Annotated in this window: 9 protein-coding genes; 6 read left to right on the top strand and 3 right to left on the bottom strand. The window is 67.0% G+C overall.

The genetic code is table 11. The features are described from left to right. Positions 1–46: 46 nt before the first annotated feature. The 3 genes from THSYN_RS02295 to ubiH all read right to left on the bottom strand — a co-directional run bounded on the left by THSYN_RS02295 (position 47) and on the right by ubiH (position 4,165). Positions 47–1,300 carry a 6-phosphofructokinase gene (locus THSYN_RS02295; protein ID WP_100917713.1) on the bottom strand — a complete coding sequence of 418 codons (1,254 nt, stop codon included), beginning with the start codon at positions 1,298–1,300 and terminating at the stop codon, positions 47–49. Between the two features lie 176 nt (positions 1,301–1,476). Further along, positions 1,477–2,688, bottom strand: a complete 1,212-nt coding sequence (locus THSYN_RS02290; protein WP_100917712.1) for a UbiH/UbiF/VisC/COQ6 family ubiquinone biosynthesis hydroxylase — start codon at positions 2,686–2,688, stop codon at positions 1,477–1,479. Positions 2,689–2,917: 229 nt separating this feature from the next. Then, entirely contained in the window at positions 2,918–4,165 is a 1,248-nt protein-coding gene (ubiH, locus tag THSYN_RS02285) for a 2-octaprenyl-6-methoxyphenyl hydroxylase (RefSeq protein WP_100917711.1), read from the bottom strand. 527 nt (positions 4,166–4,692) lie between these two features. On the opposite strand from ubiH, the gene katG reads away from it, so the two are divergent. From katG to THSYN_RS02250, 6 genes are all read left to right on the top strand, one after another. Next, the gene (gene katG, locus THSYN_RS02275) at positions 4,693–6,921 is read left to right on the top strand and encodes a catalase/peroxidase HPI (protein WP_100917709.1); all 2,229 of its coding nucleotides are present in this window, start codon (positions 4,693–4,695) and stop codon (positions 6,919–6,921) included. Positions 6,922–7,204: 283 nt separating this feature from the next. Continuing rightward, positions 7,205–8,218: an Rpn family recombination-promoting nuclease/putative transposase gene (locus tag THSYN_RS02270; RefSeq protein ID WP_100917708.1), complete on the top strand. Its 1,014-nt coding sequence runs from the start codon at positions 7,205–7,207 to the stop codon at positions 8,216–8,218. A gap of 353 nt (positions 8,219–8,571) precedes the next feature. Further along, positions 8,572–9,702: an efflux RND transporter periplasmic adaptor subunit gene (locus tag THSYN_RS02265; protein ID WP_100917707.1), complete on the top strand. Its 1,131-nt coding sequence runs from the start codon at positions 8,572–8,574 to the stop codon at positions 9,700–9,702. Next, positions 9,695–12,985 carry an efflux RND transporter permease subunit gene (locus tag THSYN_RS02260; protein WP_100917706.1) on the top strand — a complete coding sequence of 1,097 codons (3,291 nt, stop codon included), beginning with the start codon at positions 9,695–9,697 and terminating at the stop codon, positions 12,983–12,985. Before THSYN_RS02265 ends, THSYN_RS02260 begins: the two co-directional genes overlap by 8 nt. Positions 12,986–13,408: 423 nt before the next feature. Next, on the top strand, positions 13,409–14,167 hold the full coding sequence (locus THSYN_RS02255) for a hypothetical protein (RefSeq protein WP_100917705.1): 759 nt from the start codon (positions 13,409–13,411) through the stop codon (positions 14,165–14,167). Then, positions 14,164–17,313: a DEAD/DEAH box helicase gene (locus THSYN_RS02250; protein WP_100917704.1), complete on the top strand. Its 3,150-nt coding sequence runs from the start codon at positions 14,164–14,166 to the stop codon at positions 17,311–17,313. Before THSYN_RS02255 ends, THSYN_RS02250 begins: the two co-directional genes overlap by 4 nt. Positions 17,314–17,396: the final 83 nt, after the last annotated feature.

Here is a 17,396-nt window from a genome sequence, read left to right as displayed (position 1 = left end):
CGGGCACTGGGCAGGGGGCCGCGGGGCCCCCTCCCGACCCGCCGTGTCAGAGCGCGAAGGCGCCGAGTTTCCGGGGCACCGGGGCGTTCTTCAGGGTGACATAGCGGGGCAGGCCGTTTTCGTAGGGCGGGTAGTCCTCCCCTTGGATCAGCGGATACAGATACTCGCGGCACTTGTCGGTAATGCCGAAACCGTCCGCGGAGATGAAGTCGGCCGGCATGAACTTCTCCACGTTCGCGACCTCGGACAGGGGCGCGTGCCCGATCTCCCAGACGTAGGGGGAGGAGGACTTGCGCACCACCGTGGGCATGATGGCGTTGTGGCCGGCGATGGCGAGTTCCACCCCGGTCTTGCCCAGGGCATAGGCCTGCTCCACGTCCGACTTGGAGGCGAGGTGACGGGCGGCGCGCTGGAGATAGTCCGCCACCGCCCAGTGGAACTTGTGACCCAGGGCGTCCTTGACCATGTTCGCGACCACCGGCGCGGCCCCACCGAGCTGGGCGTGACCGAAGGCGTCGCGGGTACCCTGCTCGGCCAGGAAGCGCCCATCCGGGTAGTGGCAGCCCTCGGACACGCAGATGATGCAGTAGCCGTGGTCGGCTACCTTGACCTTGACGGCGGCCAGGAATTTGTCCTGGTCGAATTCAACCTCCGGGAACAGGGTCAGGACCGGGATGCCCTGATCGGCGACCAGGGCCCCGGCGGCGGCGATCCAACCCGCGTGACGCCCCATCACCTCGATCACGAAGATCTTGGTGGAGGTGGCGCACATGGAGCGCACGTCGAAGGAGGCCTCCAGCGTGGAGGTGGCGATGTACTTGGCCACCGAGCCGAAGCCCGGGCAGTTGTCCGTAATCGGCAGGTCATTGTCCACGGTCTTGGGGACATGGATCGCCTGGACCGGGAACCCCAGGGCCTCGGAGAGTTGGGAGACCTTGTAGCAGGTGTCGGCAGAGTCGCCGCCGCCGTTGTAGAAGAAATAGCCGATGTCGTGGGCCTTGAAGACCTCGATCAGGCGGTCGTACTCGCGCTTGTTGGCCTCCAGACTCTTCAGCTTGTAACGGCAGGAGCCGAAGGCGCCGGAGGGGGTGTAGCGCAGTGCCGCGATGTTCTCGGCGGATTCCAGGTTGGTGTCGATCAGGTCTTCGGTCAGGGCGCCGATGATGCCGTTGCGACCGGCATAGACATTGGCGATCTTGTCGGGGTGGGCGCGGGCCGTCTCGATGACGCCGCAGGCCGAGGCGTTGATCACCGAGGTGACGCCCCCGGATTGTGCATAGAAGGCATTTTTGGCGGTCATGGGTCTCCCCTCGTTCGTTCTGGTGTCAGATGTGGTGGCGCGGGCGCGGGCAGACGGGGCCGCACGCTCAAGCAGAGGCTTCCCCCGGTCCGGGCGCAAGGCTACAGAAAATACCGCCCCGCTCCAAGCCCAAAAAGGGGGTGGACTCCGAAATACACTGAATCGGCGGCGCGGGCTCAGGGCCGCGCCAGGGGCGGCAGGCCGGGATTGCGCCCCAGGGCGCGGTCCATCAGCAATCGCTTCGCCGGCGCCCAGCGGTCGGTGAGGGAGAGCCCCAGGCCGCGCAGCGCCGCCACCGGCGCGAGATCGGTACCGAAGAGCCGCTTGAAGGCGTCCATGGCGGCGAGCATCGCCAGATTGTCCCCACGGCGGGCGCGCTCGTAGCGGCGCAGCGTCCAGAGCAAGCCGATATCACGGCGCCGCCGCCGGGCCAGGTCCAGGGCAGCGGCCAGCTCCGCGGCGTCGAGTAAACCCAGGTTGACGCCCTGCCCCGCCAATGGGTGTATGGCATGGGCGGCGTCGCCGATCAGGGCGAGCCCCGGCTCCACGTAGCGTTGCGCGTGCTGGAGACGCAGGGCGACCGCGGCGCGCGGTCCCGCCACCCGGATCAGGCCCAGGCGGTGCTCGCTGGCCTCGGTGAGCGCGTCCGAGAATGCCGCGTCATCCAGCGCCAGCAGTTCATCCGCCCGCGACCCGCCGGCCGACCAGACGATCGAACAGCGCCCGTCCGCCAGGGGCAGCAGGGCCAGGGGGCCGGCGGGCAGAAAGCGCTGCCAGGCGGTCTCCTGGTGCCACTGCGCCGGGGTCACGGTGGCGACGATGGCCCTTTGGTCATAATCCCAGCCGCGGGTGGGGATCTGCGCCAGGTCGCGGATCAGCGAGTCGCGCCCGTCCGCGGCCACCAGCAGCCGCCCTTGCAGGTGACGCCCATCGGCCAGCACCAGTTCCTGGCCGTCCGGGGTGCGCCGCAGCCCGGTGATGGTCGCCGGCCAGACCAGGGTGACCTCGGGGCGCGACTCCAACCGCTCCCACAGGGCCAGTTGCAGCACCCGGTTCTCGACGATGTGGCCCAGGTCCGGCTCGCCCAGGTCCGCGGCATCGAAGTGGATGCGGCCCCCACTCCCCGCGTCCCAGACCCGCATCTGCCGATAGGGGCTGACCCCCAGTTCAGTGATCCGCTCCCAGGCCCCGAGCCGCCGCAGGATGCGCTCACTGGCGCGCGACAGGGCCGAGACCCGCAGATCCACCTCACCGGCCGGCCAGGTACGCCGCGGCGCCCGGGCCTCCACCACCGTGACGCCCAGCCCTTGATCGGCACAGGCCAGGGCAAAGGCGGCACCGACCATGCCGCCGCCGACGACGATCACATCGCTGTCATTTGCGTTCATAGGCGACCTTTGGGAAAGATTCATAGAACCGCTCTTCTCTACGTCTTTGCATGAATCAAGAAGAGTGTTTGGCCGCAAATGAACGCAAATAAGCGCAAATAAATCTGCTGGTTAGAATCGTCGCGGGCGTGACCCGGACGGCGACCATGCAGCAAAGGCCAAGCCTCTGATTATTTGCGTTAATTCGCGTTCATTTGCGGCAAAACTGCTTTTCTGGGGTGACACCGCTTCACGGTTCCAGGCGGGCAGTGCGGCCAGCCCCCAGTGGGAGGCCCCGCGCCAGGCGCGGCGTGCGCCCGCCCTGCCCCATGAAGCGCCGGGCCACCGACCGACGCGCGGGCGGCAGCAGGTCCAACCCCAACAGCCCCAGGTTGCGGGCCAGCCGCAGGGGCAGCCAGGGATTGACGAAGAGCCGGGCGAGCGTGTCGGTGAGGGCGGCGGTCGTCTGCTGGTCCGGGCCGCGCCATTGGCGGTAGGCCGCCAACACCGCCGGCGCCCCCGGGTCCTCGCCGCGGGTTGCGGCCTCGGCCAGCACCTCGGCGAGTGCGGCGACGTCGCGCAGCCCCAGGTTGAACCCCTGACCGGCTACCGGGTGGAGCGTGTGGGCGGCGTTGCCGATCAGCACCAGCCGGGGATGGATAGTCTCACGGGTCAGCAGCAGCTTGAGCGGATAGGCGCGCCGGGGTGCCGCCAGACCCAGCCGGCCGAGCCGGTAGCCGAAGCGCCCCTGCAACCGGGCGAGAAAGGCGTCGTCCGGCAGCGCCAGCAGCCCCGCCGTCTCCTGCTCCCGGCAGGTCCAGACCACCGACCAGCGCCCCGCGGTCATGGGCAGCATGGCGAGCGGCCCGGTGTCGGTGAAGCGCTCGAAGGCCCAACCCGGGCGGGGCCGGTCCGGGGTGATGGTGGTGATGATGGCGTCATGCCCGTAGGGCTGTTCCTCGACGGTGATCCCCTGGGCGCGCCGCACCGCCGAATCGCCGCCGTCGGCCGCCACCACCAGGCGGGAGCGCAATTCAATCAGACCGTCGTGGCCCTCGACCTGCAGCGCAACCAAATCGCCCTGCACCCGCAGCCCGACGAGGCGTGCCGGACACAGCAGATCGATCCCCGGCAACCCATCCAGGGTCGGGCGGATGGCCGCTCCCAGGGCGCGCGCCGGGACCACATAACCCAGGGCATCAACCCCGAGTTCGGCCTGATCGAGCCGGGTGATGCCGCACTGGCCGCGCTCGGAGACGTGGATACGGCGGATCGGCTCGGCCTCCGGCGCGACCGCACCCCAGAGACCGATCGCCTCCAGGATGCGGCGACTACCCCAGGACAGGGCAATCACCCGCTCGTCATAGCTCGGCTGGAGCGCGGCATCCGCAGCCACCGCCTCCACCAGCGCGATCCGCAGCCCGGTATCCGCCAGCGCGCAGGCCAGCGAGCCGCCGATCAGGCCGCCGCCGACGATCACCAGGTCGTAGGGCTGCATAACACTCTCGGAACAATAGAAAAAAGAGGGCCGCCCGCCAATGGACGCAACAGCGGCATAGTTCCGACCTTGGGGTTGGGCGACAGGCGTGACCATTCTACTCGATCGCCCGAGACCCTATCCGCCCCCGATCGTCCAGCCAGCCAGCGACGTTTTTCGGTCGGCCGTCAGGTCGACCGACCGGGAGCGCCGCACCCCAGTGCGGCCCGGCCTATCCGCAACATGCGACGCCGCAGCCGTCTGAGAGATCGCGCCGCACTGGGGTGCGGCGCTCCCAGTGGCCGGGATGATGATCAAGGCCTCCATGTCGATCCGCGTATCCTATCATTTCCATCAGTTTCGACGCTTGGACCTGATCGACCCCGTAGCCTAGGCTTCCAGCGTGTAACGCCCCTTCCAAAGCAGCGCCAGTCCGGGTTCGGACCAACAGGCGTATGCTCCAGACCGGCTCGTGAAGGCAGGAACGCAACGGGAAATCGCGTTGCCCACGACCATTCAGCCCACCAAAAGACGAGGAGACGATTCCCATGCTCAAGAAAGCGATTCCCGCGGCCATCCTGGCGGCCTTTCTCGCTGTACCCGCGGCCGCGGACCCCGCGCCGGCGCCCGGCAAGCCGAGACCCAATCAGTTCTGGTGGCCTGACCAGGTCAACCTGCAGCCACTGCGCGATCATGATCCGGCGTCCAACCCCTACGGGGCGGATTTCGATTACGCCAAGGCTTTTCAGAGCCTGGACCTTGAGGCCGTCACGAAGGACCTCAAGGAGCTGATGACCAGCTCCCGGGACTGGTGGCCGGCCGACTTCGGCCACTACGGCCCGCTGTTTATCCGCATGGCGTGGCATAGCGCCGGCACCTACCGCATGGGGGACGGGCGCGGCGGGGCCGGCGGCGGCCAGCAACGCTTCGATCCGCTCAATAGCTGGCCCGACAACGTCAATCTCGACAAGGCGCGGCGCCTGCTCTGGCCGATCAAGCAAAAGTACGGCCGCAACATCTCCTGGGGCGACCTCATGGTCCTCGCCGGCACCGTCGCCATGCAGGATATGGGCTTTACGACCTTCGGCTTCGCCGGCGGCCGGGCGGACGACTGGGAGCCGGACCTCGTCTACTGGGGTCCGGAAGCCGACATGCTGGGCCAGCAGCGCGTAAGCCAGGATGGCAAACTGGAAAACCCCCTCGCCGCCACCCAGATGGGCCTCATCTACGTCAATCCGGAAGGCCCCGGCGGTAACCCGGACCCGCTGGCGGCCGCCACGCAGATCCGCGAGGCCTTCGGTCGCATGGCGATGAATGATGAAGAGACCGTCGCCCTGATCGCCGGCGGCCATACCTTCGGCAAGACCCACGGGGCGGGCAAGCCGTCCGAGTGCGTGGGACCCGAGCCGGCCGCTGCCCCCATCGAGCGGCAGGACCTCGGCTGGGCCAACAAGTGCGGTAAGGGCAATGCCGAGGACACGATCAGCAGTGGCCTGGAAGGCGCATGGACCCAGTCGCCGACGCAGTTCACGATGCTGTACCTGACGAACCTGTTCGCCTTCGACTGGGAGCAGACCCGCAGCCCCGCCGGCGCCATCCAATGGAAACCCAAGGGGGGGGCCGGTGCCGATACGGTCCCCGATGCCCATGTGGAGGGCAAGCGGCACGCGCCGATGATGTTCACCACGGACCTGGCGCTGAAGTTGGACCCGACCTACCGCGCGATCTCCAAGCGCTTCCTCGATAACCCGAAGGAGTTTGAACTGGCCTTCGCCAAGGCCTGGTTCAAGCTGACCCATCGCGACATGGGGCCGCGCGCGTTGTACCTGGGCGTCGCGGTGCCCAAGGACGTGCTGATCTGGCAGGATGCGGTACCGGACCTTGACTACCAAGTCGTCGACGCGAAGGATATCGGCGCGCTCAAGAAGAAGATCCTCGGCTCTGGCCTCTCCACCGCCGAACTGGTGCGGACCGCGTGGGCCTCGGCATCCACCTTCCGCGGCAGCGACATGCGCGGGGGGGCCAACGGTGCACGCGTTCGTCTGGCGCCGCAGAAGGACTGGCCGGTCAATGACCCGGCAGAGCTGGCACGGGTGCTGCAGACCCTTGAAGGCATTCAAACGGCCTTCAACGCGGGGGCCGCGGGCGGCAAGAAGGTCTCGCTCGCCGACCTGATCGTCCTCGGCGGCGCGGCGGCGATCGAGCAGGCGGCGAGCGCAGCCGGCTACCAACTGCAGGTACCCTTCACGCCCGGCCGCACGGACGCTACCCAGGAGCAGACCGACGCCCAGTCCTTTACCGTCCTCGAGCCGACGGCCGATGGCTTCCGCAACTACTTCGGTACCGGTAATCGGCAGTCGCCGACCGAGATGCTGATCGATCGCGCGGACCTGCTCGGGCTGACCGTACCGGAAATGACCGCTCTGGTCGGCGGCCTGCGCAGCTTAGGCGCGAACGCCGGCGGCGTGCAACATGGTGTGCTCACGCCGCGCCCTGGGACGCTCAGCAATGACTTCTTCGTCAACCTGCTCGACATGGCCACGAAGTGGTCGAAGTCGACGGACACCGACGGTCTCTACGAGGGACGAGACCGCGCCACGGGTGAGTTGAAGTGGACGGCGACGCCAGTGGACCTGATCTTCGGCTCAAACGCCGAGCTACGCGCCGTCGCCGAGGTGTATGCCTCCAAGGACGGTGATGGGGAATTCGTCCGGGACTTCGTCGCGGCATGGACCAAGGTGATGACGGCCGACCGCTTCGATCGGAAGCAAGGGTAGGTAGAGGCCGCTCGGGTCGAGACAGCCGATACGAGTCTCGCTCGAGCGGTCGCAAAGCTGTCGTCCCGGTGTCCCTAGTACCCCGCTTCAGCTATTCTTGCGCATGATCAAGCCCCGAAGCTGAAACGGGGTACTAAACCGCGACCACATCGGGAAACGTAGTTTTTCCGAGACCGGTGCCGCCGAAACTACGCATCTCGTTCTGGACGCGGTTTAGCACCGGGCGCGGTTCCCTGGGACCGTGTCCCTTGCCGCACCGGCGACACCTGCCTAAACTGCCAACATGCGCCATCCCATCGATCCCAAAATTGACTGCGTCTTCAAGGCCCTGCTGGGGGCCGAGTCCAATCGCGACCTGCTGATCCATTTCCTCAACGCTGTCCTGGGCGCGGACCTGCCCCGGCCGATCGTCGCCGTGGAGATCCAGAATCCCTACAACGAAAAGGAATTCCTGGACGACAAGCTCACCGTTGTGGACGTCAAGGCCCGCGACGCGACTGGCCAGATGTTCCAGGTCGAGGTCCAACTACTCAATCACCGCGACCTGCCGGCGCGAATTCTCTATGGCTGGGCGAACCTCTATCGCAGCCAGATCAAGGAGGGCGAAAGCTACCGCAAGCTGCGCCCCACCTACGCCATCTGGCTGCTGGGTCAGACGCTGCTGCCGGATACCCCGGAGTATGCCCACGAGTTCCGGTTGCGCGACCGGCACGGTCGCGTCTTTCTGGACCACGGCGGTATCTGGCTGCTCGAACTGAGCAAGTTCGCCGCCGACACGGTCGAAACCGAGCAGCAGCGGTGGCTGAAATTCTTCAACGAGGCGGAGCGCCTGGACGAGAACGCCCTGCCCGCGTGGATGCAGACCCCAGAGATGAGGCGAGCCATGAACACACTGAAGGCCTTCTCCGAGAAAGAGCACGCCTATTATGCGTACCAGGCGCGGCAGGACTATCTGCGCGAACAGCAGAGCATCCAGCTCGAATTCGAGGACCTGCGCGCGGAGGTCGAGCAGGCGCGGGCGGACGCGGAGCAGGAGCGGGCGGCCAAGGAGCAGGAGCGAGCGGCGAAGGAGCGGGAGCGAGCGGCCAAGGAGCAGGAGCGAGCGGCTAAGGAGCAGGCGCGGGCGGACGCGGAGCAGGAGCGGACGGCGAAGGAGCAGGCGCGGGCCGATGCGCAGCAGGAGCGGGCCGCCAAGGAGCAGGAGCGGGCCGCCAAGGACGAAGCCTTGGCCGAGAACGAGCGGCTGAAGCGCTTGCTCGCCGACAAGCCCGAACCCTCTGATCCCGGGACGGGGTAGTGATCTCAGCCTGTTGTCGATTCCTGGTTCCGCAGAAGACCCGGGCGAGCAGGCGACGCGGAACCTTCGTCGGTTGGTTCTGCGCGGGATGTGGTCCGCGCGGCGGGGACCCGGGCAGTGCCCATCCCGGTGGCGCCTAAGGCGCCGGGGTCAGGCGCGGTCCTGAAGCAGCTCGCCGAGGTGACGAATCTGCAGGGCTATCACGATCGGGCGGGCTGAGGGTGCAGGACGGGCCTGGGGTGGGTGCGGACAGCGGCCCGCGGCAACCCCAGGCCGATCAGCGCGCCGAGGTTGCAGTCGCCGCCCTTATGCTTTATATCAGGCGTTGCTAATATTCAGACGGTGCAGCCACCATGCGTCTCTCCCTGCCGTCCGCGACCCTGACCGCGCTCTTCGCGTTCCAGGCCGTGGCCGCCGATCCGCCCGCGGCGGTCGATCCCCCCGCCCAGACCCCACCGGCGCCCCAGTCGGCCGCCGCGACCGCCCTCGCGACCGCGGTCGTCCAGTCCCGCACCGTCCCCCGGGAGTACCGCCTGGACGGCATCGTGGAGGCGGTCAACCGCTCCACCGTCTCCGCCCAGACCCAGGGGCAGGTCCAGGAGATCCTGTTCGATGTGGACGACTATGTGGAGAAGGGCACCGTGGTCGTGCGCCTCAAGGACACCGAGCACCGCGCCCGGGTGGCCCAGGCGACGGCGGATCTCAAGTCCGCCACCGCCCAGGTGAAGCAGGCGCGCGACGAGCACGCACGCTTCAAGGGGCTGTTCGACAAAAAGAACGTCTCCGATTCGGCGATGGACAAGGCGACCGCGGAACTGGCCGGTGCCCAGGCCGCCCTGGACGCCGCCGGCGCCCGTCTGGCCCAGGCCCAGGAGCAGTTGAAATACACCGAGATCCGCGCGCCCTATTCGGGCATCCTGACCGAGCGCAAGGTGTCGGAGGGGGAGATGGCGAGCCCCGGCCAGCCGCTGGTCAGCGGTATCTCGCTCGATACCCTGCGGGTGACGGTGGACGTGCCCCAGAGCCTGATCGGCCCGGTGCGCGCCGGGGCCCGGGCCCTCGTCTATCTCCCCGACGATACCCCGCTCGAGTCCGGGGCCGTCACCGTCTTCCCCTACGCCGATGCCGGCTCCAACACCTTCAAGGTACGGGTGGACCTGCCCGCCGCCGCGGCCCCCGGGGCCAACCGCCTGTTCCCCGGGATGTTCGTGAAGATCGGCTTTGTGGTGGGCGAGAAGGCGGAATTGGCGGTGCCGCAGGCGAGCGTGGTGCACCGCTCCGAGGTCAAGGGGGTCTATGTGGTGGACGCCTCCGGGCGGGTGCACTTGCGCCAGGTGCGCCTGGGACGCGCCCTGGCAGGCGATGTCGTGGTGCTGTCCGGTCTCACCGCGGGTGAGCAGGTGGCCCTGGACCCGATCGCCGCCGGGGTGCTGCTGAAGGCCCAGGCCGCGGCTCGCCCAGCGGCGGGAGACCATCATGACTGAGCGCCTGGGCCTGGCGGGCCGCATCACCCAGGGCTTTCAGGCGTCCGCCATCACCCCGCTCCTGGCCATCCTGGGCCTGCTGCTCGGGGTCTTTGCCGTGCTGGTCACGCCGCGCGAGGAAGAGCCGCAGATCAACGTCACCTTCGCCGATGTCTTCATCCCCTTCCCCGGTGCCTCGGCCGCCGAGGTCGAGCACCTGGTGGCCGGTCCGGCCGAGCAGGTCTTGTCCGAGATCAAGGGTATCGAGCACGTCTATTCGGTCTCGCGCCCGGGGATGGCGGTGGTCAGCGTCCAGTTCAAGGTGGGGGAGGACAATACCGATGCCGTGGTGCGCCTGTTCAGCAAGGTGCAGAGCAATGCGGACTGGCTGCCGCCCACCCTCGGTGTCGGTACCCCCATCATCAAGCCCAAGGGGATCGACGATGTACCCATCATCACGGCCACCCTCTGGTCCAAGGATGCCGCGGTCGGCGCCTTCGAGCTGGGTCAGGTCGCCCATGCCCTGGAGCAGGAGATCAAGCGCGTCGACGGCACCCGGGACGTCTATACCGTCGGGGTGCCGCGCCAGACGGTGCGCGTCCTCCTGCAACCCCAGGCCCTGGCCGGGTACGGGATCGACTTGGGCGACCTGCGCCGCGCCCTGCAGGCGGGCAACCGGGAGGTGGACAACCTGAGCGTCACTGCCGCCAACCAGGAGATCCTGGTCCAGGCCGGGACCTTCCTGACCAGCCCAGATGAGATCGGCGACCTGGTGGTGGGGCTGCACGCCGGGCGCCCGGTCTTTCTGCGCGACGTGGCGAGCATCGAGCAGGGTCCGGAGCAACCCCACAGCTATGTCTCGATCGGCGGCGGCCCCGGTGTTCGGGAGAACGGCAGCGCCCCGGCCGGGACCGCCCCCGCGGTGACCATCGCGGTCGCCAAGCAGCAGGGGGTGAACGCCGTCGAGGTCGCGCAGCGTGTGATCGAGCGCTTCGCGCAGTTGCAGGGGACCTTCATCCCGGAGGGGGTCGAGGTCACGGTCACCCGCAACTACGGTGCCACCGCCGACGCCAAGGCCAGGAAGCTCATCAGCAAGCTCGTCTTTGCGACCGCCTCCGTGATCCTGCTGGTCTGGCTCGCGGTCGGCTGGCGCGAGGCCATCATCGTCGGCGCGGCCGTCATCATCACCCTGGCCCTGACGCTCTTCGCCTCCTGGGCCTGGGGCTTTACGCTGAACCGGGTCTCGCTCTTCGCGCTCATCTTCTCCATCGGCATCCTGGTGGACGACGCCATCGTGGTGGTGGAGAACATCCACCGGCACATGGTCATCTCCCGGGCCCGGCTCCTGGACCTGATGCCCGCGGCCGTGGATGAGGTGGGCGGACCGACCATTCTCGCCACCTTCACCGTCATCGCCGCCCTGTTGCCCATGGCCTTCGTCAGCGGGCTCATGGGGCCCTATATGTCGCCGATTCCGATCAATGCGTCGCTGGGAATGGTGATCTCACTCGCGGTCGCCTTCGTCTTCACCCCCTGGATGACCAATTTCATGATCGGCCGGCGTCATGATCGTATGGTTGCCGCAGACCCCCTGGGAGCGCGGGCGTCCCGCCCGCCAATCGGGGGACACGCGGGCGGGACGCCCGCGCTCCCAGGCGAGGGCGGCAACCCGCTCCTCGCGCGCGGCTTCCGGACCGCCATCGGCCCCTTTCTGATCGGGCGCAAGGGCCATTTGAATCGCTGGTTCCTGCTCGCCGGCATCCTGGTGTTGATCGGCGGCTCCATCTGGCTCGCGGTCGGCAAGGTGGTGGTCCTCAAGATGCTCCCCTTCGACAACAAGTCCGAGTTTCAGGTGGTGCTGGACATGCCCGAGGGGACCAGCCTGGAGCAGACCACCCGGGTCCTGGCGGAGCTTGGCGACTATCTGGCCACTGTCCCCGAGGTGACCGACTACCAGGCCTATGCCGGCACCGCCGCCCCCATCAACTTCAATGGACTGGTGCGCCAGTATTACCTGCGTTCGGGCGCCAATGTCGGCGACATTCAGGTCAACCTGGTCGACAAGCACTATCGCGACCGCCAGAGCCACGCCATCGCGTTGAGCCTGCGCGGCCCCTTGCAGGAGATCGCCCGCCGCTACCAAGGCAACGCCAAGATCGCCGAGCCCCCGCCCGGCCCGCCGGTCCTGGCCCCGCTGGTGGCCGAGGTCTACGGGCTCGACTACCCGGGCCAGATCGCCACCGCCGGCCGGGTCCGCGCCGCCTTCGAGTCGACCCCCGACATCGTCGATGTGGACGACTCGGTGGAGAGCCCGGCGCCCAAGCTCATCGTCGAGATCGACCGCGCCAAGGCGGCGCGCCTGGGTGTGGACCAAGCGAGCGTGGTCGGGGCCCTGGCCACCGTCCTGGGCGGCGAGGACATGAGCTTCCTGCACGGGGCCAATGTCAAATACGCGGTGCCCATCCGGGTCGAATACGCGCAAGCCGACAAGGCCGACCTGGAGCAGGTGATGAGCCTGCGGGTGCGCGCCCAGGGCGGCGCCCTGGTGCCCCTGTCCGAGATCGTGACGGTGCAGGAGAGCACCCGCACCCCCAGCATCTATCACAAGGACCTGCTGCCCGTGGTCTATGTGACCGGCGACATGGCCGGCCCCACCGACAGCCCACTCTATGGCCTCTTCACCATCGCCGCCAAGCTGACCGAGCAACTCGGTCTGCCCCAATGGTACATACAGCAGCCCGGCAACCCCTATGAATACAGCCTGAAATGGGACGGTGAATGGCAGATCACCTATGAGACCTTCCGCGATATGGGCATCGCCTATGGTGTCGGCCTGATCCTGATTTATCTGCTGGTGGTCGCGCAATTTCGCAGCTACCTGGTGCCGCTCGTCATCATGGCCCCGATCCCGCTCACCCTGATCGGCATCCTGCCCGGCCATGCCCTCTTGGGCGCCAAGTTCACGGCGACCTCGATGATCGGCATGATTGCGCTCGCCGGCATCATCGTGCGCAACTCCATCTTATTGGTCGACTTCATCAATCAACAGGTGCGTGCGGGCACCCCGTTCGCCGATGCCGTCATCAACTCCGCCGTGGTGCGCGCCAAGCCCATCGTCCTGACCGCACTCGCCGCCATGGCCGGCGCCGTCTTCATCCTCGATGACCCGATCTTCTCGGGGCTGGCCGTGTCACTGTTGTTCGGGCTCCTGGTCTCCACCCTGCTGACGCTGGTGGTCATACCGGTGGTCTATTATGGGGTCATGTTCAAGCGGGTGGAGTGGATTCGGACCGCGACGGGGTAAAGCGCTGCCCGGCCTGGAGTCCAAGGCTTCAGCCTTGGCGCTGACCATCCAAGGCTGAAGCCTTGGACTCCAGATCTTCTTGATACGCATCCGGAACGCACTCATCGGAGGACCGACACATTATTGACCACAGTTGAAGGCGTCTACGAAAATGCTCAGGTCCGGTTGCTTGAGCCCCTGCCTGGCGTTACCCGCGCGCGGGTGGTAGTGACGGTCCTGCCCGATGTACCGATACTAGCCCAGCGCCCGGGCGGTGTCAGGCATGTGCGCCCCGCTCCGACTATCGCTCGGCCGCGATCACCGCTAAGCTAGCAGGCAACTTCAACGGAGGGTCGTTCAACGGAGGGTCGTTGCTTGGACGGATGCGTGGCGCTAGCGGACACCGGTCCGGGAAGGCATCGCTGGCTGGTGTCCCGGTGTAGTGTGGATCTGGAGTCCAACGGCGATGCCGTCCTGTCGGCGATCGTCCGGCGCGCTCGCCAGTCCTACGGGGAGCAATTGCTTGACAGCCTCCCCGAACCAGACGGTGGCGTTGCGGCACTTTTCGATCTGGGTGCCCTCCGACAGGCGATCCGTGCCGGGATGCCCGATCCGGAGGTTGAGTTGGGTAAGCCGTCTTCCTTCCGGAACTACCGGTCGGAGGCCGCGGAGTTGATCGCTCAGGAGGTCCTGGCCGACGTCTATCAGGTCCAATTCCCTGCCGGCCCCCAGGCGACCAAAGGCAACGCCAACCAGCCGGTGCTGGGATTCGACGGATGGGGGCTGCTGGATCTGGACGACGGTGCGGTCGCCCTAGTCTTGGTTCAGGTCAAAGCGTCCGACCACGACCAGCGTCCGCCGGATGTGTCCAAGGCGCTGGTCGATGAATGCTGCCGCGTCCCCCGCGAGCCCGACAAACTCTGCCGAGCCTTGACCGCGATGCTTGCCCTGCTTCACACGACGGCCTTTGCGCCCACGTTGCTCGCCATGCTTGAAGCCTTGGGCCGTGAATCCCTTCCACCGCTTGTCGTCTGCCCGGTGATCGTTCGCGGGGTTGTTGCCGCGCACTTGGACGATCTTGCAAGCCTGCGTGTGGCACAGTCGCGCTTTGAGCCCGCCCAGACGCGGGGACTTTGTGTCTCGGTCGGTGCACCCCTAGAGCGCTTCGGCCACCGCGTCTTCAGCGAGGCGCGCAAGGCGTGAACGCAGTCCTCAAGGACCTGTACTCGACCCGCGAGGTCAACGAACTCGTGAGCGCTCTGGACGACGCGCGCCTGGTGGCCACCTTGACGGCGAAACCCGTCGAGCGCGCTCGACCCAACGCCGTCGGGCGTCTGCGCATTGCCGCCGTGGCTGGGCTGCAGGACGCACTTTTCACCGCAGACATGGACCGGATGCTCCGTGGGGCCTCAACCGCACCCACCGCCGCCGCCCCAGACCTGACCGTCTTTCGGACTTGGGAGGCCTATCTGGAGGCGCTGTCCGAATCGGGCAGCAGCCCATCCGCCGATGATCTGCTGGCTTACGTAGCCGTTGGCTATCTGGCCCGCCGCGACACCGAGGTCCGCGCCTTCCTGCGTCGCCTACCGGGCTTGCCGAGCACCAACGAGCAACCCTGGCCCGAACAAGTCCGGGAGGACATCGCCCGGGCGCTCCTCTCCATGGCTTGCCAGGGGACGCGTGCCGACCTTGTCGAGGGCAATGCCATCATTGATCGGCTCTCGGCCATCCAGAAGGACCGCGACAGCCAGTGGCTCAGTTCGCGTAACGGGAGCGGGCGCCGCGATGCCTTCACCCTGATGGGTCTGTACCATCTGGCCCAGGTCGCGGTGCGGCTCTCGGAATACATGCTGTCGGGCTCGGTCGCGGATGCATCCGGCGACCGGCGAGACTTGGAGCCTGAACTCAAGCGCCTGCTGACCAGAGCACAGGATTATCTGGAACTGGCCGCGGACCCGGAGGCCTTGACCTGGCTCCAGTCGGTCAAGGTCGTGGCCTGGCGGCTCTACTCGGACTCGATCTGGAAGACCGCCCAAGGTCTCTACCCGCGCATGAACGAGTTGCTGAGTGCGCTCATGGCCGCCGGGCGGGAGCACCCGATCTTCAGCCTGATGCCCTCCCAACAGGAGGCACTGCGGGAAAGCCTGCTCGACCCGGTGCGCGTCTGCGTCGTCTTGCAGATGCCCACCAGCGCCGGCAAGACCCTGCTCGCGGAATTCGCCATCCTGCAAAGCCTGCAATCCTTCGGCAAGGATTCTCGTGTCCTCTACCTGACGCCAACCCGGGCGCTGGCAACCCAGGTTCGGCGAACGCTCAACAGCGATCTGCGTGACCTGGAGATCGCGGTGTCGGCGGCCGGCGGCGCCTTCGAGGAAGACCCCTACGAACTCGGTCTGCTTCAATCGGCAGACGGCGTGATCGTGGCCACCCCGGAAAAGACCGACCTGCTGTTGCGGACCCATCGCGACTGGTTCGACCGGGTACGGCTGATCGTCGTCGATGAGGCCCACCTGTTGCGCGACGGGGAGCGCGGCGTTCGCCTGGAGTTGCTGCTGGCGAATCTGCGCCGCGAATGCAAGGACATCCGGCTGTTGCTCCTGACGCCCTTCGTCGACAACGCCGCCGAGATCGCCGCCTGGCTGGGCGGGGATCGCGGCGCCCCCATCAACATCGCCTGGCGTCCATCGCGCCTGATGATCGGGCTTGCCACGCTCGCTGGGCGCAAACCGCGCCGAGCCTTCGAGATCGCCTGGCGGGAGCCGCACAGCGAGCGACCCAATCCGCAGCCATCGAGCCTCCCGGTGATCGCCGATTCTGGGCCGCTCTCCTCGGCCCGCGACAAGCTGGTTTACCTGGCCCGTCGCTTCGTCAACCTGGGTCCAGTGCTCGGTTTCTTCAGCGCGAGCAAGTCCGAACCGGAGAAGACCGCGGCGGAGCTTGCCGAAGGCCGCGACCTGCTCTCCCCGCAGCAGTCGACACCCGGCTTGCGCCTCGCCATCGCCTTGGCGCAAGCCGATTACGGTACCGAATCCGTCCTGGTGCGCTGTCTGGAGCGCGGGGTCGCCTTTCACCACGCCGCCTTGTCATCGGAGTTGCGGTTCCTGATCGAGGACCAGGTCCGCGCCGGCACCATCAGGTTCATCACCGCGACCTCGACCCTGGCGCAAGGCATGAACTTCCCCGTCAGCACCGTGCTGGTCCATTCCGTCCATAAACCGCGGGGTGGTGGCGACCTGACCCCCGGCGAATTCTGGAACATCGCCGGGCGGGCCGGCCGCGTCGGCATGGCCGACAAGGGACTCGTGGTCTTGGTCAATCACAAGCACCGCGCCCAGTGGGAGCGTTACGCGGACGCCTTGAGCGACGACATCCAGTCTGCCCTGTTGGCAGTGCTCGCCCAGGCCAGTGCGGCGGTCAGCCTCAAGGATGCCTACCGCAACTATCCCCAACTCAGACCCTTCTTCCAGTACCTCGCCCATGCGGTCGCCACGCTCGGTGCCGACCGGGCGCGCGACGCCCTGGACGAACTCCTGCAAATGAGCCTTGCCAACAGCCAGGCCAGCGGCCCGCTGCAGAGTCGGCAATTGCGCGGTCTGGCCCAAACTTATCTGCGAGAGATTGCCGGTAAGCAGACCGGCTATCTCAAGACCGCCGATGCCACCGGCCTGGGTTCCTTCAGCTTCGACTCGCTGTACGCGGCTATCCGCGGCGATTCATTACTCCAGCAAGGGCCAGGTGCAGTGCTCGCCAACAAGTCGGTAGGCATGGAACACCTTATCGAGGCGTTGCACTGGCTCCCCGAATTGAATCTGGGAATCGGTAAAGGCGAGGGCGAGATGGATACCGCGGCCGTCGCGCGAGTCGTCCAGGCGTGGATGGATGGTGCCCCAGTGCAAACCATCGCCGCCGAGTTTCCCGGAAAGGAAGCGAATGATCGTGTACGCAACGCCGGCGTCTACGTCCACAGCAAGGTCGCCATGACGGTCGCCTGGGGCGCGCACGCCTATCTGCGCGGTCTGGTGTTGACCAACAACACGGTCATGGACGCCAGCACGGCCGAACAGCAGATGTTGCCGGCCTACATCCAGTACGGGGTCCGCACGCCGGAGGCAGCGGTCGCCGGGCTCTTGGGGGTTCCCCGTCAGCTTGCGGAGGCGGTGGGCGAGGACTATCGGGATCGTTATGGCAAACTCAAACCGAAGGAGACTGGTCGATTCAGGGATCATGTCGAGCGGGCTGACCGGGCCGACTGGAGCCGCATACTCGACCGCTCCGCCTTGGCCGGTCGGGTCGATCCTGGGGATGTTTGGCAGGTTTGGCGGCAGATGCAGGGATTGACCTATTCATGATCTTTGTGGCCGCGTTAAACTGTCTTCGGAGACGAAGCCGCTTGCAAGCAGCCGAGTCAATTGATCGGCTTACCGGCCATACG

The organism is Candidatus Thiodictyon syntrophicum (assembly GCF_002813775.1).
Taxonomy (GTDB): domain Bacteria; phylum Pseudomonadota; class Gammaproteobacteria; order Chromatiales; family Chromatiaceae; genus Thiodictyon; species Thiodictyon syntrophicum.
The sequence above is the reverse complement of the archived record's forward strand: the minus strand, read 5'-3'. Positions and strand labels throughout refer to the sequence as shown.

Bases quoted from the DNA above. Each gene is read 5' to 3' on its own strand.
- THSYN_RS02270 (WP_100917708.1), top strand. From the start codon at position 7,205: ATGCGCCATCCCATCGATCCCAAAATTGACTGCGTCTTCAAGGCCCTG.
- THSYN_RS02265 (WP_100917707.1), top strand. From the start codon at position 8,572: ATGCGTCTCTCCCTGCCGTCCGCGACCCTGACCGCGCTCTTCGCGTTC.
- THSYN_RS02260 (WP_100917706.1), top strand. From the start codon at position 9,695: ATGACTGAGCGCCTGGGCCTGGCGGGCCGCATCACCCAGGGCTTTCAG.
- ubiH (WP_100917711.1), bottom strand. From the start codon at position 4,165: ATGCAGCCCTACGACCTGGTGATCGTCGGCGGCGGCCTGATCGGCGGC.
- THSYN_RS02290 (WP_100917712.1), bottom strand. From the start codon at position 2,688: ATGAACGCAAATGACAGCGATGTGATCGTCGTCGGCGGCGGCATGGTC.
- THSYN_RS02295 (WP_100917713.1), bottom strand. From the start codon at position 1,300: ATGACCGCCAAAAATGCCTTCTATGCACAATCCGGGGGCGTCACCTCG.
- katG (WP_100917709.1), top strand. From the start codon at position 4,693: ATGCTCAAGAAAGCGATTCCCGCGGCCATCCTGGCGGCCTTTCTCGCT.